The 19,530-nt window shown below is 70.7% G+C and carries 21 protein-coding genes; 14 read left to right on the plus strand and 7 right to left on the minus strand.

Annotated features, from left to right (window positions below; genetic code table 11):
• Positions 1–15 precede the first annotated feature (15 nt).
• The 4 genes from ASG71_RS03030 (at position 16) to ASG71_RS03045 (ending at position 3,497) form a co-directional block, all read left to right on the plus strand.
• Entirely contained in the window at positions 16–1,242 is a 1,227-nt protein-coding gene (locus tag ASG71_RS03030; RefSeq protein ID WP_056736926.1) for a thiolase family protein, read from the plus strand.
• 3 nt (positions 1,243–1,245) lie between these two features.
• Positions 1,246–1,905 (plus strand): 3-oxoacid CoA-transferase subunit A, encoded by a 660-nt coding sequence (locus tag ASG71_RS03035; RefSeq protein WP_056736928.1) that lies wholly within the window; start codon positions 1,246–1,248, stop codon positions 1,903–1,905.
• Positions 1,905–2,573, plus strand: a complete 669-nt coding sequence (locus ASG71_RS03040) for a 3-oxoacid CoA-transferase subunit B (protein WP_056736930.1) — start codon at positions 1,905–1,907, stop codon at positions 2,571–2,573. The genes ASG71_RS03035 and ASG71_RS03040 overlap by 1 nt, the downstream gene beginning before the upstream one ends.
• Before the next feature lie 105 nt (positions 2,574–2,678).
• Positions 2,679–3,497, plus strand: a complete 819-nt coding sequence (locus ASG71_RS03045; RefSeq protein WP_056736932.1) for an IclR family transcriptional regulator domain-containing protein — start codon at positions 2,679–2,681, stop codon at positions 3,495–3,497.
• Here the strand turns inward: ASG71_RS03045 and ASG71_RS03050 are convergent.
• Together ASG71_RS03050 and ASG71_RS03055 are read right to left on the minus strand one after the other, a co-directional pair.
• Positions 3,466–4,116 carry a hypothetical protein gene (locus ASG71_RS03050; protein WP_157366163.1) on the minus strand — a complete coding sequence of 217 codons (651 nt, stop codon included), beginning with the start codon at positions 4,114–4,116 and terminating at the stop codon, positions 3,466–3,468. The genes ASG71_RS03045 and ASG71_RS03050 overlap by 32 nt on opposite strands.
• A 111-nt stretch (positions 4,117–4,227) precedes the next feature.
• On the minus strand, positions 4,228–4,461 hold the full coding sequence (locus ASG71_RS03055) for a hypothetical protein (RefSeq protein WP_056736936.1): 234 nt from the start codon (positions 4,459–4,461) through the stop codon (positions 4,228–4,230).
• 208 nt (positions 4,462–4,669) lie between these two features.
• On the opposite strand from ASG71_RS03055, the gene ASG71_RS03060 reads away from it, so the two are divergent.
• The gene (locus ASG71_RS03060; protein WP_056736938.1) at positions 4,670–5,623 is read left to right on the plus strand and encodes a diacylglycerol/lipid kinase family protein; all 954 of its coding nucleotides are present in this window, start codon (positions 4,670–4,672) and stop codon (positions 5,621–5,623) included.
• A 38-nt stretch (positions 5,624–5,661) separates the two neighbouring features.
• Here the strand turns inward: ASG71_RS03060 and mscL are convergent, their stop codons facing one another.
• The gene (mscL, locus tag ASG71_RS03065; protein ID WP_082574778.1) at positions 5,662–6,189 is read right to left on the minus strand and encodes a large conductance mechanosensitive channel protein MscL; all 528 of its coding nucleotides are present in this window, start codon (positions 6,187–6,189) and stop codon (positions 5,662–5,664) included.
• 184 nt (positions 6,190–6,373) lie between these two features.
• On the opposite strand from mscL, the gene ASG71_RS03070 reads away from it, so the two are divergent.
• From ASG71_RS03070 to ASG71_RS03100, 7 genes are all read left to right on the plus strand, one after another.
• On the plus strand, positions 6,374–7,444 hold the full coding sequence (locus ASG71_RS03070) for an FUSC family protein (protein WP_056736940.1): 1,071 nt from the start codon (positions 6,374–6,376) through the stop codon (positions 7,442–7,444).
• Between the two features lie 143 nt (positions 7,445–7,587).
• Positions 7,588–8,547: an ABC transporter ATP-binding protein gene (locus ASG71_RS03075; protein WP_056736942.1), complete on the plus strand. Its 960-nt coding sequence runs from the start codon at positions 7,588–7,590 to the stop codon at positions 8,545–8,547.
• Position 8,548: 1 nt separating this feature from the next.
• A complete protein-coding gene (locus tag ASG71_RS03080; protein WP_235563907.1) occupies positions 8,549–9,721 on the plus strand; it encodes an ABC transporter permease in 1,173 nt (390 codons plus the stop codon).
• Positions 9,718–10,881 carry an ABC transporter permease gene (locus tag ASG71_RS03085; protein WP_056736945.1) on the plus strand — a complete coding sequence of 388 codons (1,164 nt, stop codon included), beginning with the start codon at positions 9,718–9,720 and terminating at the stop codon, positions 10,879–10,881. Before ASG71_RS03080 ends, ASG71_RS03085 begins: the two co-directional genes overlap by 4 nt.
• 67 nt (positions 10,882–10,948) lie before the next feature.
• Positions 10,949–11,728: an IclR family transcriptional regulator gene (locus ASG71_RS03090; protein ID WP_056736947.1), complete on the plus strand. Its 780-nt coding sequence runs from the start codon at positions 10,949–10,951 to the stop codon at positions 11,726–11,728.
• 103 nt (positions 11,729–11,831) lie between these two features.
• Entirely contained in the window at positions 11,832–13,025 is a 1,194-nt protein-coding gene (locus tag ASG71_RS03095; protein ID WP_056736949.1) for a 4-hydroxybenzoate 3-monooxygenase, read from the plus strand.
• A 48-nt stretch (positions 13,026–13,073) separates the two neighbouring features.
• Positions 13,074–14,120 carry an FAD-dependent monooxygenase gene (locus ASG71_RS03100; RefSeq protein ID WP_200947919.1) on the plus strand — a complete coding sequence of 349 codons (1,047 nt, stop codon included), beginning with the start codon at positions 13,074–13,076 and terminating at the stop codon, positions 14,118–14,120.
• Here ASG71_RS03100 and ASG71_RS03105 read toward each other — a convergent pair.
• The 3 genes from ASG71_RS03105 to purB form a co-directional block, all read right to left on the minus strand.
• Positions 14,101–14,775, minus strand: a complete 675-nt coding sequence (locus ASG71_RS03105; RefSeq protein ID WP_056736953.1) for a histidine phosphatase family protein — start codon at positions 14,773–14,775, stop codon at positions 14,101–14,103. The two genes, ASG71_RS03100 and ASG71_RS03105, sit on opposite strands and share 20 nt — an antisense overlap.
• Positions 14,776–14,826: 51 nt before the next feature.
• Positions 14,827–15,624, minus strand: a complete 798-nt coding sequence (locus ASG71_RS03110; protein WP_235563908.1) for an endonuclease/exonuclease/phosphatase family protein — start codon at positions 15,622–15,624, stop codon at positions 14,827–14,829.
• Positions 15,625–15,745: 121 nt separating this feature from the next.
• A complete protein-coding gene (gene purB, locus ASG71_RS03115) occupies positions 15,746–17,188 on the minus strand; it encodes an adenylosuccinate lyase (protein ID WP_056736958.1) in 1,443 nt (480 codons plus the stop codon).
• A gap of 159 nt (positions 17,189–17,347) precedes the next feature.
• On the opposite strand from purB, the gene ASG71_RS03120 reads away from it, so the two are divergent.
• Positions 17,348–17,644: a hypothetical protein gene (locus ASG71_RS03120; protein ID WP_056736960.1), complete on the plus strand. Its 297-nt coding sequence runs from the start codon at positions 17,348–17,350 to the stop codon at positions 17,642–17,644.
• Complete coding sequence (locus ASG71_RS03125; protein WP_200947920.1) at positions 17,644–19,098, plus strand: hypothetical protein; 1,455 nt, start codon at positions 17,644–17,646, stop codon at positions 19,096–19,098. The genes ASG71_RS03120 and ASG71_RS03125 overlap by 1 nt, the downstream gene beginning before the upstream one ends.
• On the opposite strand, the gene ASG71_RS03130 is transcribed toward ASG71_RS03125, so the two are convergent.
• Complete coding sequence (locus ASG71_RS03130) at positions 19,046–19,474, minus strand: phage holin family protein (RefSeq protein WP_056736962.1); 429 nt, start codon at positions 19,472–19,474, stop codon at positions 19,046–19,048. The genes ASG71_RS03125 and ASG71_RS03130 overlap by 53 nt on opposite strands.
• Positions 19,475–19,530: the final 56 nt, after the last annotated feature.

The raw sequence follows: 19,530 nt of genomic DNA on the forward strand, positions 1-19,530 counted from the left end.
AAGTTAGAGGACACCATGAAGCATGCCTTCGTGTACGACGCCGTACGCACCCCGTTCGCCAAGTTCGGCGGCGGCCTGGCCGCCGTCCGCCCGGACGACCTTGCCGCGCATGTGATCGGCGAAGCGGTCCGGCGCGCCCCCGGGCTCGACCCGGTCCGGATCGATGAGGTGGTCTTCGGCAACGCCAACGGCGCCGGCGAGGAAAACCGCAACGTGGCCCGGATGGGCACCCTGCTGGCAGGACTGCCGGTCTCGGTGCCCGGGACCTCGGTCAACCGGCTCTGCGGATCCTCCCTGGACGCCGCCATGATCGCGTCCCGGCAGATCAACACCGGCGACGCCGATGTGGTGCTGGTGGGCGGGGTCGAATCGATGTCCCGGGCGCCGTGGGTGCTGCCGAAGACGGAAAAGCCGTACCCAGCCGGGGACATGTCCCTGGTCTCCACGACGCTGGGCTGGCGGCTGGTCAACAAGGCCATGCGGCCGGAGTGGACCGTGTCGCTGGGCGAGGCGACCGAACGGCTGGCCGAGAAGTACGGGGTGGACCGCGCGGCGCAGGACGAGTTCGCCGCGAACTCGCACAACCTGGCCGCCGCGGCGTGGGACGAGGGTTTCTACGACGCCCTCGTCACACCGGTCCCGGGCACCGAGCTGGTCCGCGACGAAGGCATCCGGCCCGGGTCCTCGGCGGAGAAGCTCGCCGGACTAAAAACCGTCTTCCGGTCCGCCAACGGGACCGTCACCGCCGGCAACGCCTCCCCGCTCTCAGACGGCGCGTCCGCGGCATGGCTGGGCAGTGAGGACGCCGCCGGCATCCTGGGCCTGGACCCGCTGGCCCGGATCGCCGGCCGCGGTGCGCACGCCAACGACCCGCAGTTCTTCGGCTACGCCCCGGTCGAGGCCGCGAACAAGGCCCTCGCGAAGGCCGGCATCGGCTGGGACCAGGTGGGCGCCGTCGAACTCAATGAAGCGTTCGCCGCGCAGTCGCTGGCCTGCATCAACGCCTGGGGCATCGACCCGGCGATCGTGAACCGGCACGGCGGCGCGATCGCCATGGGTCATCCGCTGGGCGCCTCCGGCGGGCGGATCCTCGGCACCCTGGCCCGGTCCCTGCAGGCCTCCGGCGAACGCTGGGGCGTCGCCGCCATCTGCATCGGCGTCGGCCAGGGCCTCGCCGTCGTCCTCGAAAACGTCATCGCCGCCCGCCGGGACACCCCGGCCGCACCCGCTGAGAAGGTCTAACCCATGCTGAATTTCATTGACACCGTCGGCGAGGCCGTCGCCGGGATCCGGGACGGCTCCACCGTCATGATCGGTGGCTTTGGCAACGCCGGGCAGCCGTTCGAACTGATCGACGCGCTGCTGGAGTGCGGCGCGACCGACCTGACGGTGGTGAACAACAACGCCGGCCAGGGCGACCAGGGCCTGGCGCTGCTGATCAAGGAGGGGCGGGTGAAGAAGATGATCTGCTCCTTCCCGCGGCAGTCCGACTCCTGGCACTTCGACGCGAAGTTCCGTGCCGGGGAGATCGAGCTGGAGCTGGTGCCGCAGGGCAACCTGGCCGAACGGATCCGGGCCGCGGGCGCGGGCATCGGCGGGTTCTTCACCCCCACGGGGTACGGCACCATGCTGGCCGAGGGCAAGGAAACCCGCTTCCTGGACGGCAAATGGCAGGTGTTTGAAACCCCCATCCACGCCGACGTCGCGCTGATCAAGGCGCTCAAGGCCGACGGCAAGGGCAACCTCGTCTACCGCAAGACGGCCCGGAACTTCGGCCCGATCATGGCGGCCGCCGCGAAACACACGATCGCCCAGGTCGCCGAGGTGCTGCCGACCGGCGGCCTGGACCCCGAGACCGTCGTGACCCCCGGAATTTACGTCAACAGCATCGTGAAGGTGGCCTGATGAGCAGCCAGACCAACATCCAGACCTCCGAGACGCCGCTGGGCCGCGACGACCTGGCCCGCCTGGTGGCCCGGGACATCAAACCCGGCTCGTTCGTGAACCTCGGCATCGGCCAGCCCACGCTGGTCTCCAACTATCTGGAGCCGGAGCAGAACATCACGCTCCACACCGAGAACGGCATGCTCGGGATGGGGCCCGAAGCCGTGGGGGACCAGATCGACGAGGACCTCATCAACGCCGGCAAGATCCCGGTGACCGAGCTGCCCGGAGCGTCCTACTTCCACCACGCGGACTCCTTCGCGATCATGCGCGGCGGACACCTGGACATCTGCGTGCTGGGCGCCTTCCAGGTCTCCGCAACCGGTGACCTGGCCAACTGGCACACCGGCGCGCCGGACGCGATTCCCGCCGTCGGCGGCGCCATGGACCTGGCCACGGGCGCCAAGGATGTCTTCGTGATGATGACGCTGCTGACCCGCGACGGCGTGTCCAAGCTGGTGGAGGCGTGCACCTACCCATTGACCGGGATCGGCTGCGTCACCCGGGTCTACACGGACAAGGCCGTATTCCTCACCGGCCCCGACGGCGTCCGGGTCCGCGAGACGTTCGGCTGCACCCTCGAGGAACTGCGCCGCCTCGTGCCGGTGCCGCTCGAGCCCGCACCCTGACCCGCCAAAGCGCGAACGTACACTTGGGGCCCGGCCGGAGCGCCGTTTCGGGGCCTGAAGTGTCCGTTCGCGCGTACAAAGTGATGCGTGATCGAGAGGCGTGACATGACCGAGGCAGTACAGGGCACCGTGCCCGGCGGGGTGCCGGCGGCGAGCGACCAGTACGTGCAGTCGCTGGCCCGCGGCCTGGCGGTGATCCGTTCGTTCGACGCCGAACATCCGCGGATGACGCTGACCGAGGTGGCCGCGCGGACGGACCTGACCCGGGCCACGGCGCGGCGGTTCCTGCACACGCTCGTCGAGCTCGGCTACGTCCGGACCGACGGGAAGGTCTTCGCCCTCACCGCCAAGGTGCTGCAGCTCGGCTACGCCTACCTGTCCGGGTTGTCGCTGCCGCAGATCGCCCAGCCCTACCTTGAGGAACTCTCGCTGAAGCTAGGGGAGTCGACGTCGGCCGCCGTGCTGGAGGGCACCGACATCGCCTACATCGCCCGCGTGGCCGCGCGGCGGATCATGACCGTCGGGATCACCGTGGGCACCAGGTTCCCGGCCTACGCCACCTCCATGGGCCGGGTCCTGCTGGCCGCGCTGCCGCCCGCGGAACTCCAGGCCTACCTGGCCGCAGCCGAGATCAAGCCGCTCACGCCCCGCGCCATCGGCAGCCGCGACAAGCTGCTGGCGGAACTGGACACCGTCCGTGCCCAGGGCTGGTGCATGCTGGACCAGGAGCTGGAGCTCGGGCTGATGTCCGTGGCCGCGCCGATTTACGACGGACCGAACAACGTGGTGGCCGCCCTCAACGTCTCCCTGCAGGCGCAGGCCGTCGCCGCGCAGCCTGACCCGTCGGCGTACCTCGAGTCCGTCCGGGAAGCCGCCATCAGCACCGCCCGGCTTATTTCCGCGGACCTCGCCGCCGGCCGCTGACCGCCGGCTGCCGGCGCAGCACCATGCCGCACCCCAGCGCGCCGAACAGCAGCGCCCACCCGGCTTCCCGGCCGAGGTCGGCGAGCACTTCCGGATGCAGGCCCAGCCACGCCGGCAGGTCGCCGGCCGCGGGCTCAAACAAGAACCCCGGCGGCCAGACACCCAGGTCCGCGGCCTGCTCCAGCACGACGCGGCCCGCCAGCGAGGCGAGCACCGCCACGGCGGTGACGCCGGCCGCCACCCGGGCGCCGCGCCCCGACAGGGCGGACGCGCGGCCCGCGTTACTGCCGGCCGTGTAGAGCCGCGCCGCCGCCGGCACGGCCAGCAGGGCGATGACGGGCGCCGGGAGGCCCAGGCGCCAGAGGACCAGCCACAGGGCGGCGGCAACCGGGACTGCCGCGAGGGCGAACACGGTGCCCCGCAGCGCCCGCTCCAGGGTCTCGGGGTCGTGGCCGGAGCCGGGCCGCGAGGGCAGCGGAGTGTGGCGCGGCTCGGGCGAGTCCGGCCAGGGCGCGCCGTCCGGCCAGCGCTGCCCGGGGCCCGCGTCGGGCCCGCCCAGGGCGCCGCCAAAGGACCCGGTGTATTTGCCCGCGTCAAAGTCGGCGCGCTCCGTCATCATTCCCCCAAATGAGATGAGTGGACCGGCCCTGTGGAGGGCCGGTAAATCCCGCCTAGTCTGGCACAGGGCGGCGGCACCGCGCTGAACGGCGCGCTTTATGTCCGCGTCCGCTCAGCCCGCGGAACCGCCCCGCGTCGACACCGTGATGCAGACGCCGTCCTCCTCGTCCCGGATTTCCAGGTTCAAGGGACGGTCCACCAGGACCGCGTGGATGTCCTCACTGTCCTCGTCGGCCAGCTGCTCTGCCAGCCGGGTGAGGGCCAGCGCCATGGCGCGGCCCCAGTCGTGCGGATCCCTGCTCGATGCTTCGGCTTCGGCGGAGTGGTGTTCCCCTGCTTCGCTCATGTGCCTCCCTTTCGGCGTAGTGGACACGGCTTCCCCAGTGAGCCGGAGGCTGCCGGCCGGCCGGAACACTGTGGTCCCGGACACGGCCAGTGTAGTGATGCCCGGTGCAGGGAGTCCAAGGCCCCCGCGAACGGAACCGGCTTATCGTTCCCCGCACCTATAGGATTTCCTTGCGGGATCCATCCCGCCCAACCGCCCGAAGGACGCCATGCCACAGACCCATGCCGCGCAGGACACCACCGTCCAGCCCAAGCGCGCCGCCGTGATCATTAACCCCATGAAGTCCTCCGGCGAGGACTTCAAAGCCGCGTTCTACCGCCTCTGCGAAACGCAGGGCTGGAGCGAGCCGCTCTGGCTGGAAACCACCGCCGAGGACACCGGTCTGGGCCAGGCTCGCGAGGCGCTTGAGGCGGGCGTCGACGTCGTTATCGCCGCCGGCGGCGACGGAACCGTCCGGTGCGTCGCCGAGGTTCTGGCCGGCACCGGAACGCCGATGGGCCTGGTCCCGATGGGCACCGGAAACCTGCTGGCCCGCAACATGAACGTCGACATCACCGACCCCGTGGCGGCCAGCTACGACATTCTCAACGGCGCTGACGTCAAGGTGGACGTGGTGAAGGCGACCCTGGACCACAGCGAGGACGAGCAGCTCTTCCTGGTCATGGCCGGCCTTGGCTACGACGCTGCGATCATGGCCAACACCGTGGACGAGCTCAAGGACCGCGTGGGCTGGCTCGCTTACGTGGAAGCCGGCATCCGGCACCTGCCCGGCAAGCCGGTCAAGGCACACATCAGCATCGACGGCCAGCACCCGGTCCGACGCCGGATCCGCAGCGTGATGGTGGGCAACTGCGGCAAGATCACCGGCGGGGTGGAGGTTTTCCCGGATGCCAGGCTGGATGACGACATCCTCGACGTCCTGCTCCTGGCCCCGAAGGGCAAACTGGGCTGGTTCAGCGTGCTGGCTGGCATGTTCGGCCGGACGAACGGCAGGAACAAGTCGGTCGAGTATTTCGCCGGCAAGAGCGCGGAGATCAGCCTCGAGCACGAACTGGAATTCCAGCTCGACGGCGACCACATCGGCAAGGCCAAACACCTCAAGGTCGCCGTGGAACACGAGGCGCTGACCATCCGGATGACAATGCCTCCCAAGCTGTCCTAGCCGCCCACGGCCGGAGCCTGCCCGCGGGTGACGCTCCCTTACGTTCGGGGAGAAGGCGCGCCGCTGCGGGCGAGGTTATCGGCGGGAACTTCGCCGTCGGGGAGCCCGACGGCGGCGTGCCGGCCGCCGTCGTCAGCCGCGCCGTTCCCGGACGGCTGGGCGGCGCCGGACAGCCCGGCCAGCAGGTCGCGGATCTCCGCCAGCAGCGCGGTGTCCGGCGAGACGGGGTCCTCCTCGGGTTCCGGGGCCGCCAGGCGGTGCTTGACCATCCTGTTGATCCGGTTCATCGGCGCCACGAAGATGAAGTAGACCACCGCCGCAGTGATCAGGAACGTTACGAAGGCGGTCAGCACTGCCCCGATGTTGACGAAGGTCTTGTCGTTGCCGGGCCAGATGTGGAAGCCGAGACCCTCCGTGTGGACACCGCCGGCGGCCGCGATGACCGGGTTCACGATGTTCGTCGTAAAGGCCGTGACCAGGGCGGTGAACGCCGTGCCGACCACGACGGCGATGGACAGTTCGATCACGTTGCCGCGCAGGATGAAGTCCTTGAATCCTTTGAGCATGGGGGTCCTCCGGAGGTGCCGTCTAGCTGGTTCAACCGCTCGACGCTACCACTTCGACGGCGGCCCGCTGATTCCGGCCAATGGAATCCTATCCCCGGAGCGGCGCTTCCCGGGCGTAGGCTGAGGAAGGATGCCAGAGCCGCCGTCGTCTTCAATTGACTGCAAAGGGAGGCCGGTTCCGTCTGTGAAGCTGCTAGCCGAAATGCTCACCATGGCTCCAGCCAACAAGGACCACCAGGTGGCGCTGCGCTGCGCCGTCGGGGTCTTCGTCCCGCTCATCACCCTCGTGCTGCTCGGCCGCCTGGACCTCGCCATTTTCGCGTCCTTTGGTGCGTTCGCCGGGATCTACGGCCGCAACGAGCCCCACGGCCGGCGCCTGGTCCTGCAGTTGCGCGCGGGAACGCTCATGCTCGCCGTGATCCTGCTCGGTGCCCTGACGGCGCGGGCGGGTGCGGCCTTCTCGCTCAGCGCGGCCGGAACGGTCTGGCTCCAAGTCCTCGCCACCACGCTGGTGGCCGGCGGCTGCTCCCTGGTGGTCGCCTGGTGGCGGCTCCGCCCGGCCGGGTCGCTGTTCCACATCTTCGCCTTCGCCGCGATCGCCTCCATCCCGCACCAGCCCCCGCTCTGGCAGGGCATGCTGACGGCCGTCGTGACGGTCGCGTTCGCCCTGCTGGTCGGCCTGTCCTCCCGCGTGGTCCGCGGCCGGCGCCAGCCGTGGTCCTGGCCGCTGCCGGTGCGGCTGAGCTCCCCGGAGCGCCGCGCCGCACGGCTGGAGGCCGTCGGTTACCTCGTTGCGGCCGGCCTGGCCGGCAGCCTGGCGACTCTGGCCGGCGAGCGGCTGGGCTTCGGCCATAATTACTGGGCCATGGTGGCCGCCGTCGTCCCGCTCGTGGGGCACACGACCCGGCACCGCATCAGCCGCGGCCTGCAGCGCATCATCGGCACCGCGCTCGGGCTCGTGCTGCTGGCCCTGATCCTGGTGCTCGAGCCAGCCCCCTGGCAGACGGTGCTGGTGATTGCCGCCTGCCAGTTCGGCGCCGAAATGTTCATCGCCCGGCAGTACATGCTGGCCCAGGTCTTCGTCACCCCGCTGGCGCTGGTCTCGACCCTGCTCGTGGCCCCGGCGCCGGCGGGTATCCTGCTGCGCGACCGGTTCCTGGAGACCGTCATCGGCGCCGCGGTCGGCGTCGCCGTCGTCCTCGCACCGGCCGTCTGGCGCCGGCTGCGCTCCCGCCCCGCGCTGCCGCCCCGCTGATCCGCAGCCGGTCCTGTCCGGCCCCGCACCGGCGCCTGCCGCGCGTCGTGCGGGCCGAAAGACACGCCGCCGGTCCAAAGGACTCTGTGCCCCGCCCGGACCGAGGTGCAGGCTAGCCTTGGGAAGGACTCTGGGGGGATGACGTGGAAGCAGGACAAATACACACCGGGGACGTGCTGGCGGTCCACAGCCTCACCAAGCGGTTCGGTGAGCTGACCGCCGTCGACGGCGTCTCCTTCCACATCCGCGCCGGCGAAACCTACGGGCTGCTCGGACCCAACGGCGCCGGCAAGACCACCATCATCTCCATGGTCGCGGGCCTGATCCCCGCCAACGACGGCACCGTCCACGTGGCAGGGCGGCCCATGACCCCGGCCGGGACGGAGGCCAAGCGGACCATCGGGCTGGTCCCGCAGGAACTGGCGATCTACCCGGACCTGACCGCACGGGAGAACCTGTTGTTCTTCGGCCGGCTGCAGGGGATCACCGGCAAGGAACTGACCCGCCGCGCCGACGAGGTGCTGGAGCTGATCGGCCTGGCGGACCGGGCCGGCGACCTGACCAAAAAGTACTCGGGCGGCATGAAGCGCCGGTTGAACATCGGGATCGGCCTGCTCCACCGGCCCGGCCTGCTGATCTTGGACGAGCCGACCGTCGGGGTGGATCCGCAGTCCCGGAACGCCATCCTCGAATCCGTGGAACGGTTATCGGTCGAAGGCATGGCGGTCCTCTACACCACCCACTACATGGAGGAAGCCGAGCGGCTCTGCGATCGGATTGCGATCATTGACGAGGGCCGGATCCAGGCCGAGGGCACCCGGGACGAGCTGATCACCCTCACCGGCGGCGTGGACCGGATCAACCTGCGCGGCGGGGGAAGTATGGCCCGGGCCGCGGAGGCCCTCCGCGCGCTGCCGGCGGTCCGGCGCGTCGACAGCGACGGGACCGGGCTTCTGCTGACCGTAAGCGACGGCCCCACCGCCCTCGCCGGGATCGTGACCGGCGCCGGCCACGCCGGAATGTCCGTCACCTCGGTGGAAGTCGTCCGCCCCGACCTCGAGTCCGTCTTCCTGCACCTCACCGGCAAAGCGCTGAGGGACTGAGATGCGCGGCCTGTGGACCATGGTCGCGAACGACCTGCGCCAGCGCATCCGGGACAAGTCCGTCTTCATTTTTTCCCTGATCGTCCCGCTCGCCCTGATGGGTGTGCTGAGCCTGGTGTTCGGCGGCCTCGGCGGGGACACGGTCGAGCTGAAGCCGGCCACGGTCGTCGCCAGCGCGGACGACGGCGACCGGCTGGGCGCCGAGCTGCTCGGCGCCGTTGAGTCGCTTCAGACCATGGACGTCACCGTCAGGCGGGTCCCCGCCGCGGACGTCCGCGCAGAGACCAAGGCCAGCGGGGCGGATCTTGGCATCATTGTCCCCGCGGGGTTCACCCAGGCCGTGCTGTCCGGGCAGGCCGCCTCGGTCCAGCTGATCCAGGGCGACGGCGGAACACTGGAAGCCGGCGTGCTGGTCTCCGTGGTCCAGGGCGTGGTGGACCAGTTCGCCGCCGGATCGGTGACAGCGGCCGCCGGCGGCCTGTCCGGGTTGCCGCCGGGGGAGCTCGGGCCGTTGGCCCAGCAGGCCGCGGCCGGACCGGCGCTGCTGACCCTGACCGAGGAACGGGCCGCCGCCGAACAGCTCTCCCTCCGCGGCACGCTCGTGGCCGGCCAGGCCGGGTTGTTCCTGATGTTCACGGTCGGTTTCGGCGTCCTGGGGCTGCTGGCGGAACGGGAGCAGGGCACCCTGGCCCGGCTGCGCTCGATGCCGATCACCGGAACCACGGTGGTCACGGCCAAGGCCTGCACCGGATTCATCCTCGGAGTGGTCGCCACCACCGTCCTGCTCGCGGCCGGGTCCTGGTTTTTCGGCGTCTCCTTCGGATCCCCGGCCGTGGTGGCCGTCCTGATCCTCGCCGTCGTGTCTGCGGCGACCAGCCTGACGTTCGTCGTCGCCCGGCTGGTCCGGACGGCGGAGCAGGCCAACGTGGCGCAGTCCATCCTGGCCATGGTGCTGGGCATCGCCGGCGGGGCGTTCTTCCCGGTCCAGGGCACCGGCTTCGCCGCCACGCTGCTGGACCTGAACCCGATCGGCGCGTTCATCCGGGGCCTCGGCATTTCGGCCGGCGGCGGAAGCCTCAGGGATGTGGCGGGCCCGGTCGCGGTGATGGCCGCCTTCGCCGCGGCCGGGCTGCTTGGCTCCCGCCTCCTGCCGGACCGGGGGGCGCAGGCATGAGCCCCCTGCTTGCCATCGCCGCGGTCGAATTGCGGCGCTTCCTGCGCGACAGGTCGAACATCTTCTTCGTGTTCATCTTCCCGCTCATGCTGATCCTGCTGCTGGGTTCGCAATTCGGCGCGGGCAGCGGCCAGGGCAAGGTGGCCATCGCCGGACCCGAAAGCGGCCTCGCCAGTGCCCTCGCCGCGGAACTCCGGTCCGCCGGCGTTGCCGTCACCGCGAGCGGAGCGGATGCCGCGCGTGCGGACCTCAGCCGCGGGCGCACCGACGTCGCGCTGTTCCTGGACGAGGCAGACGGGCAGGCCTACGAGGCCGGGCGGACGGCGGAGCTCGGCGTCGTGATGGCTTCCCAGTCTTCGGCGCAGGCCGTCCTGCAGCAGGTCCGCACCGCCGTGCAGGCCGTCAGCCTGGGCCGGGGCCAGCTCGCCGCCCTGGCCGGAGCCGGGGTCCCCGAGGCAAATGCACGCCAAGCCCTGGACCGGGCCGCGGCGCAGACGGCGGTGCCGACCGTAGAGATCGTCGATACCAACGAGGTCACCCGGGCCTTCCGCGGGCTGGGCAGATTCGACCTGGGCGCCGCGCAGCAGGTGCTCCTCTTTGTCTTCCTGAGCTCCCTCACCGGGGCGGTGACGCTCATCCAGGGCCGGCGGTTCGGGGTGGTGGGCCGGGTGATGTCCGCCCCGGTTTCCAGCGGCCAGGTTGTCGCCGGGCAGGCGCTGGGGAGGTTCGCCATCGCCGCCGTCCAGGGTGGCTTCATCATGGCCGGCACGGCGCTGCTGTTCGGGGTCGAGTGGGGGAACCTCTGGCTCTCCGCCCTGGTGCTGGTGCTCTTCTGCGCTGTCTCGGCGGCGGCAGCGATGATCATCGGTTCGGTGATCGACCATGACTCCGCGGCCGCCGGCGTCGGCGTGGGCGGCGGCCTCGTCCTCGGCGGCCTGGGCGGCTGCATGGTGCCGCCGGAGTTCTTCCCGGACACGCTGGCCGCGATCTCCTACGCCACACCCCATCGCTGGGCCTACGACGCCCTGGCCGCCATCCAGCGCCGGGGCGGCACCCTGGGCGACATCCTTCCCCAGCTTGGGGTCCTGGCGGCCATGGCCGCGGCCCTGCTGCTGCTCGGCGCCTGGTTGCTCCGGCGCAGCCTCAACCGGGCCCTGTAGCCGGGCCTGCCTGTCCCCCACCGGCGGCGTACAGTGGATGCAGAATCCATTCAACGAAAGTGACGCCATGGCCAACTCCGCCAGCGGGGACTCCGTCGTGGACCGCGTGGTGCGCCTGATCGCGGCGTTCCCCGAGGGCTCCACGGCCCTGCAGCTCTCCGAGCTCGCGGACCGGGCCGGCCTGCCGCTGACCACCGCACACCGGCTGGCCCGCCAGCTGGCCGGGCACGGGCTGCTGGAGCTGGGCAACGGCGGCTCGGTCCGGCTGGGGCTGCGGCTGTGGGAGCTGGTGAACCGCAACTCGCCCACCCTGGCCCTCCGGCAGGCGGCGATGCCCTTCATGGAGGACATCCAGCAGGTGCTGAACCAGAACGTGAACCTGGCTGTGCTGGACGGCTGGGACGCCCTGTTCGTGGAGCGGCTGTCCCGCCGGGGGTCGGTGGCCAACCGGGCCAAGGTTGCCGGCCGGATGCCGGTGCATCTTTCCTCTGCCGGGCTGGCGCTGATGGCGCACCAGCCGGCTCCGGTGCAGGCGGCCTACCTGCGCGGCTTCGACGACCCGGCCGGGCGCCTTCGGGCCGCGGACGTCCGGGCGCTCCTGGCGGACACCGCCCGGCAGGGCTTCGCCGAGCTCGCCGGTGTGGTGGATCCGGACACCTGGGGGATCGCGGTGCCGGTGCATGACGGGAGGAAGCGGGCCGTTGCGGCGCTCGGCGTCGTGGTTCCGCTGCAGGAGGTGCGGCTCCAGGCGCTCGTTCCGGCACTGCAGACCGCGGCCCGCGGGATCGGCAGGCGGCTGGGCGATACCCGCGCCGCCACTCCGTTCCGTTCAATGGAACAGGTGTAACGCTGATCACCCTGCCGGCCGCACACTGGTAGCCAGGAAGTCCCAACCCGGGCACCGGACGCCCCCGGCATCCGGTCCGGCACCGCAACGAAGCGAGGAACCCATGGCAGGCCGAAAAGTCATCACCACCCAGGTCGCGATCGTCGGCGGCGGTCCGGCCGGGCTCATGCTCTCCCACCTGCTGGCCAAAGAGGGCATCGACTCCACCGTCATTGAGCTGCGCAGCCGGCAGGAGATCTCGGAAACCGTCCGGGCGGGCATCCTCGAGCACGGCACCGTCAACCTCCTGGTCGACAGCGGCGTCTCTGACCGGGTGCTCCGCGACGGCGACCGCCACGACGGCATCGAGCTGCGGTTCAACGGTGAAAGCCACCGCATCGACTTCCAGGACCTCGTGGGCGAATCGGTCTGGCTCTACCCCCAGACGGACGTGTTCATGGATCTTGCCGCCCGCAGGGAGGCCGACGGCGGCGACGTCCGCTACAGCGCCACGGACACCAGCATCCACGGCATCCACGGCGGCTCGCCGACCGTGTGGTTCACGGATGCGGACGGCACCGACTACGAGCTGCGGGCCGATTTCATCGCCGGCGCGGACGGGTCGCGCAGCCACTGCCGCATGCAGATCCCGGAGGCCGACCGCAAGTGGTACTTCCACGAGTACCCGTTCGCCTGGTTCGGCATCCTGGCCGAGGCGCCACGCAGCTCCGAGGAGCTGATCTATGCCAACTCCGCGAACGGTTTCGCGTTGATCAGCCAGCGGACCGAGACGGTGCAGCGCATGTATTTCCAGTGCGACCCGGGAGAGGACGTCAACAACTGGGATGACGAGCGGATCTGGGAGGCGTTCCGCAGCCGGGTCAACGGCAACGGCTTCGAACTCAAGGAGGGTCCGGTCATCGACAAGACCGTCCTGAAGTTCCGCAGCTTCGTCCACACCCCGATGCGGCACGGGAAGCTGTTCCTGGCCGGCGATGCGGCGCACACCGTCCCGCCGACCGGCGCCAAGGGCCTGAACCTCGCGATCCAGGACGTGCGGGTGCTCTTCGAGGGCCTGGACAGCTTCTACAAGACCGGATCCACCAGGCTCCTTGATGTGTACAGCGACCGTGCCCTCGACCGCGTCTGGAAGGCCCAGCACTTCTCCTACTGGATGACCTCGATGCTGCACACCCCGGCCGAAGCCGACGACTTCTCCCGCGCCCGCCAGCTGGGCGAGCTCAACTCGGTGGTGTCCTCGCGCCACGGCCGTGCCTACCTCGCGGAGGCCTACACCGGCTGGCCCGCCGGCCGCTAGGACCGGGGGCGCAGCCATTGGCCCGACGCGCAGCCGTACACTCTGGGCATGGAGACTATAACGGTCATCGGCGGCGGCATCGCGGGACTGGCCCTCGCCGCGCACCTCGACCCTGACCGGTTTCGGGTAACTGTCCACGAAGCGCGGGAAGAAGTGCCGCCGGTAGAGACCTCCCTGGCCATGTGGCCGGAGGCCCAGCGTGCCCTCGACAAGATAGGGATACTCCCGGCCGTCCGTGCGGCGGGCGTGGACTTCGGAAGGATGGCACTCCGCAACGGCTCCGGGGCCATCTTTGTCGAGGCCGCGGCACGAGGGGTCGTCGGCGTCTCGCGGGCAGACCTGCTCCGGCTGCTGGATGCGTCGGTCCCGGCGTCGGTGGCCAGAGCCTACGGCAGGGTGGCCACATTACCGGAACAGGGCCTGGTGGTCGGAGCGGACGGTGTGCACAGCTTTGTCCGCCGGAGTGTCTGGGGCGAACGCCACGGCGCCCGGCTCAGCCCCTACCTTGCCCTGCGCGGCATTGTTGAGGCGCCGGTACCGCCCGACGGCGGCGGCGAATACTGGGGCCGCGGGCAACTGTTCGGCATAGCGCCGGCATCCCGCTCCCGGACCTACTGGTATGCCTCCTTCCGCTCCGAGCTGGGGCCCGGTCACGTCGACGTCGACGAGGCACTGGAACTAACGCGCAGGCGGTTCCTCGGGTCGGCGCCCGCCGTCGGCGGTATCCTGGCGGCGGTGACCCCGCCGGCAACGCTGGCGCAGCGGGTCTGGACCGTCCCCTCTCCGGGCAGCTACCGGCGGGGCGGTGCGGTGCTGGTAGGGGACGCGGCGCACGGCATGACTCCCAACCTGGGACGCGGCGCCTGTGAGGCGCTGATTGACGCCGTGACGCTGGCTGAGCTGCTTAACACGCGCCCGTTGCCAGCGGCACTGCAGGCGTACACCAGGCGGAGGATGCTGCGGACCCAGGCAGTGCGCGTGGCCTCGTCCGCCATGGCCCGGTTGGCGCTCGCGGAAGACGTCGTGCCGGTGCGGGACAGACTGCTGGGGCTGCCCGGGAGGGCTAAACGGGCCTTCAGGCAGGGCGGCCGGTAGGGTCGTCCGCCGTCGGGTCCGCCAGCGCCAGTCCGCCCACCGGGCTGTCATCCCAGTGGATCAGCCGCCAACCGGCGTCGGGGTCGCCTTCCAGCGCCACGATGCCGGTGTTGGCCAAAACGTGCCGCGCGGCGAACTCCGCCTCGACGTTTCCGGCCCGCAGTCCGGTCCACACCCGGATGGCTGCGCCGTGGCTGACGACGGCGACGGTAGCGTCGTCGCCCCCGCGCGCGGCCGCGGCGTCGGCGATCTGCGCGATCGAGTCGTCGTAGCGTTCGAAGAAGTCGTGCCCGTTCGGACCGGCGGGCATCCGCCGGTCCAGTTCACCGGCCGTCCAGGCGAAGACAGTGCCCAGGTAGCGCAGGTGGGATTCCCTGTCGGTGAGCTTCTCCAGCGCCCCGGCCTCGATTTCGCGCAACCCCGCCAGCACCTCGACCGCCAGGCCCCGGCTGGCGGCCAGCGGCGCGGCGGTGAGCTGGGTGCGGAGCAGGGTGGAGGCGTAGAGCAGCCCGATCTCCTCATTGGCCAGCGACCGCGCCAGCGCGGCGGCCTGCCGTTCGCCGAGGCCGGTCAGGCCCGGTCCCGGATGTGCCGTATCCAGCTGCCCCAGGACGTTGCCCGGCGTCTGGCCGTGACGGATCAGCAAGAGCCTCATGGCTGTGATCTTACCGGCCGTAGGCTCCGGGCCCGGGGGCGGGGCGAAACGTTACGCAACCAGGAGGGACGCCTGGATCGGGGCGTGGTCGCTCGGGTAGCGGTCGTGCAGCCGGAAGGTGTTGATGGCCGCGTCGGCCACCGTGATGCCGGGGGTCACGGCGATCCAGTCGATACGCCGTTCCCCGATGACCGGGTCCTTGTAGTTCAGGAAGGTCCCGAACGCCGGGGTGAGCTGCTCCTCCGCAGAGGTCCAGCTGTCTCGGAAGACACCGCTGTCCACCAAGGCGCTGTAAGTGTCGGAGGCGCCCGCCACGGCATTGAAATCACCCATCAGCACCGTCGGCAGCCCCGGTTCGGTGTGCCCGATGATCGCCCCGGCGCTGCGCAGCTGGGCGTATTCGGATTCGTGGTCGAAGTGCGTGTTGACCACCATCAGCTGCCGGCCGGTGCGCAGGTCACGGAACCTGCCCCAGGTGGCGATGCGGGTCACCTCGTTGCCCCAGGTCGCCGAGCCCGGCACGGCGGGCGTATCCGAGAGCCAGAACTGGTCCCACTCTTCCAGGGCGAGCCGGTGGGAATCGTAATAGATGCACGAATGCTCGCCCCGGCTGCCGCCGTCGCGCCCGTGCCCGATCATCCGGTAGCGCCCGGGCAGCGCTTCCTCGATGACCGCGAGCTGGTGGGCCAGGCCCTCCTGGATGCCCAGGACGTCCGGCAGCTCGTCGGCCAGCACCGCCCGCAGGGCGGGGGCGCGTTCCGGCCAGTAGTCGGCCTGGCCGGGCAGGGTCCCCGGGATGTCGCAGCGGATGTTGAAACTCATGACGCGCAACGGACTGTCGCTCGGCAAGGGATCTCCTCGTGTCGGTAACTTCTCCAGCCTCGACGTTGAAGCTGGCGGACCGCTGACGGGCACGTAAACGGGTGCCCGCCGGAAGGTTAACTCACGGCAAAGACGGGAGCCGCTGCGGCTACCGGAGGTGGTCGACCAGCTTGTCCGCGATTCCGGTGTACCTGCCCGGAGTCAGGCCCAGCAGCCGCGCCTCGGCGTCCGCGGAGAGGCCCAGTCCCTTGACGAACTCCTGCATCCGCGCGGCGTCGACCCGCTGGCCCCGGGTGAGGTCCTTGAGCCGCTCGTAGGGGTTCTCCATCCCTTCGACGCCGGCGACGGCCTCGGCACGCATGACCATCTGAATCGCCTCGCCGAGGACTTCCCAGTTGGTGTCCAGGTCCTTGGCGAGCACGTCCTCGGCGACCGCCAGGCGGTCCAGGCCCTTGGCCACGTTGGAGATGGCGAGCAGCGAGTGGCCGAACGCCACGCCGATGTTCCGCTGCGAGGAGGAGTCGGTCAGGTCGCGCTGCCAGCGGGAGGTGACGAGGGTGGAGCCGAGGACGTCCAGCAGCCCGGAGGAGATCTCCAGGTTGGCCTCGGCGTTCTCGAAGCGGATGGGGTTGACCTTGTGCGGCATCGTGGAGGAGCCGGTGGCGCCGGCCACCGGGATCTGCGCGAAGTAGCCGATCGAGATGTAGCTCCAGATGTCCGTGCACACGTTGTGCAGGATGCGGTTGAAGCGGGCGACGTCGGCGTACAGCTCCGCCTGCCAGTCATGGCTCTCAATCTGGGTGGTCAGCGGATTCCAGTCCAGGCCCAGGCCCTCGACGAAGCTCCGGGCGACCTGCTCCCAGTCCGCGCCCGGCACGGAGGCGGCATGCGCGGCGTACGTACCGGTGGCCCCGTTGATCTTGCCCAGGTACTCGGTGCGGGCGATGCGGTCCAGCTGCCGGGTCAGGCGGTGGGCGCTCACGGCGATTTCCTTGCCCAGGGTCGTGGGCGTGGCCGGCTGGCCGTGGGTGCGCGAGAGCATCGGCACAGCGCGGTTCGCTTCGGCCATGGCGGCGATCTGGGCGACCAGCTTGCGGGCGGCGGGCAGCCAGACGTTTTCCACGGCGCCCTTGACGCCCAGGGCGTAGGAAAGGTTGTTGATGTCCTCGGAGGTGCAGCCGAAGTGCACCATGGCGGTGAGGTGCTCGATTCCGATGCCCGGCAGGCGGCGGCCGATGTAGTACTCCACGGCCTTGACGTCATGGACGGTCACGGCTTCGATCTCGGCCAGTTCGGCGACCGAGGCCGCGTCGAACTCGGTGACGATCGCGCGGAGCTGCTCCTGCTGCGCGGCGGTGAGCGGGCCGGCTCCCGGCAGCACGCTGTTGCTGGTCAGGTGGATCAGCCATTCAACCTCGACGGCGACCCGGTCGCGGTTGAGGGCGGCCTCGGACAGGTAGTCCACCAGCGGCGCCACCGCGGGCTGGTAGCGGCCGTCAAGCGGGCCGAGCGCGATCTGGTGGTCGGACGCGGCGAGGGCCAGGCGTCCGGACGGCGTGCGGGTCTCAGCTGTGGCAGCAGTTTCAGGCATGGTCCGATTCTTTCACGAAGAGCCACCGGGCCTTAAGCGGGCGGGCCCTTGTGACGGGCCGCCCTTTTCCACATAGCGGCCGCGGCCGGTTCCGGGGGCCGGTCCCGGGTCCCTACCCTCGAAGGCGGCACACCACGGCAGAGGAAAGGAACCCGGGCCATGGGCGGGACGTTGACGGCGGCGGAGGCGGCTGCCTGCGCCTCGCGCAGCTACGAGGTGCAGCTGTTGGCGGCCAGGGTCGAGGCCTGCGCTCGGGAGGCGGACGCCGCACTCGCCGGGCTGGCCCGCCAGGAGCTCCAGGCGTGGCAGTCCCCGGCCGGGCGCGCGTACCGGACCACCCTGGCGCTGCAGGCGGCATCACTGCGGCGCTGCCGTGACGGGCTCCAGGACGCTGCCGCGGCGGTCCTCCGGCATGCCGGTTCGGTGGCGTTGTCCTCGGGCACGCGCGGGTACTGATGACCGAGCTCACCCCGTCCGGCTCCGGAGAGGTGCCGCGGCCCTCGCCGCCGGCGCCGGACGGAATACTGCAGATCCGCGGCGGCCTCGGCGGCCTGAGCTTCCAGTTCGAGGAGTTGCTCGCCGGTGCGGCCGCCCTGGACGTGACGGTGCACCGGCTCTATGCGCTGGAGGCGGAGGCCGACGCCGTCCGGCGCGCGCTCTTCGACTACCAATCCGACGCGTACAACAGCGGCAGCGGCGCCATCATCGCCGTGGGAGAAGCCGGGCGGGCCGTGGGCCGGGTGCGGGCCGAACTGGAGCACATCGCGGGCCAGGTCCGGGCCAGCCACCGGGAGTACGAGTTCACCGAGGCCCGGAACGCCCTGCTGCTGCGGATCGGGATCAGCGGCCCGGAGTTCGGTGCCGGGCTGCGGCTCTTCGAACTGCCGGGGGTACGCGACCAGGTCGAGGGCCAGACGGCCGCGGCGGCCGGCAGTCTGGCGCTGCTGCTGGGCCTGACCCGGCCCGCGGACGCCGCCGCCGCGGCGCTGACCGGGTCCGGGGACGTCCGGCGCACCATCCGGGACCTGGCCGCGATGCCCGGCATGAGCCACCTCGCGCCCCGTCCGGTGCGGGTCACCGGCAGCGACACCGCCTTAGCGGACGTCGACCTGACACCCGCCGGCCTGCTCCGGCGTGCCGGCGCCGTCGGCCGGAACAGCGGCGACATCGAAGTCATCAGCGTCGACGGCGGCGCGCAACGGGCGTGGGTGGTCATTCTGCCCGGAACCCAGCTGGGCGGCCTGCCGCCGGGAACCAACCCGTTCGACGCGGCAGGGATCGCCGAGGGGCTCGGTTACGACTCTGGCGAAACGGGCGCGGCCGTGCGCCAGGCGTTGCGGGAGTCCGGCGTCCGGGCCGGCGAGCAAATCGCCGCCGTCGGCTACAGCCAGGGCGGTATCCACGCCATGAACCTGGCCCGGGACAAGGCGTTCCTGGCCGAGTTCGATCTGAAGTACGTCCTCACCGCCGGTTCCCCGGTCGGCGGCATCACGCCCGGCCCCGGGATCGCCAGCCTGCACCTGGAGCACGAGCACGACTGGGTGCCGGGGGCTGACGGGCGGCCCAACGCCGACACCAGGGACCGGGTGACGGTGACCCTGACCAATGAACTCGTCCTGCCGCCGCCGCAGGAGTTGGGGCTGGGCCCCGGTCACCGGCTGGAGAATTACGCGGCGGGCGCGGAGGCAGTCGCAGCCAGTGGCGACCCTTCGCTGCGGGCCTCGACTGCCGCGCTGGGGGCCGTGGTCGGGACGGGCGGGACGACGGCGGTGACCAGGTTCTCGCTGCGGCGCGACCCCGTGCCGGCCCAGGGTGTGCCGACGGCTCCCGGTCCGCGGCCCGGTTCCCCCTTGCCGGCTAGTTCCGCCGGCCACCGGGCAGCCGTCCGGCCACCAGCGAGACCAGGGTGATGATGATGGCCGCGAACACGGCGGTCCAGAAGAACGAGTCGATCGTGAAGTGCACCGGGGTGTAGGAGCTCAACCAGGAGGTCAGGAACAGCATGGCGGCGTTGATGACCACGGTGAACAGCCCCAAGGTCAGGATGGTGAGCGGCAGGGACAACAGGCTGACGAGCGGCTTGACCAGCGCATTCACCAGGCCGAAGATCACGCCGATGAACAAGTACGCCAGAATGATCCCGATCGTGTCGGTGCCCTGGGTGACGCCGCTGTCGGCGACGGCCCCGGTGGTGGCGGAGGTGGAGATGTCCAGGCCGGGAAGGATCCAGCTGGCGATCCACAAGGCGAGGGCGTTGACGATGACCCGCACGAAGAGTGAGCGCATGGCCCCATGCTGTCACATCGCCCGCCCCGCCGGCAGGAGGGCGAAGTAGGCTAAGA

Origin of the sequence: Arthrobacter sp. Soil763 (assembly GCF_001428365.1) — a bacterium.
Taxonomy (GTDB): domain Bacteria; phylum Actinomycetota; class Actinomycetes; order Actinomycetales; family Micrococcaceae; genus Arthrobacter.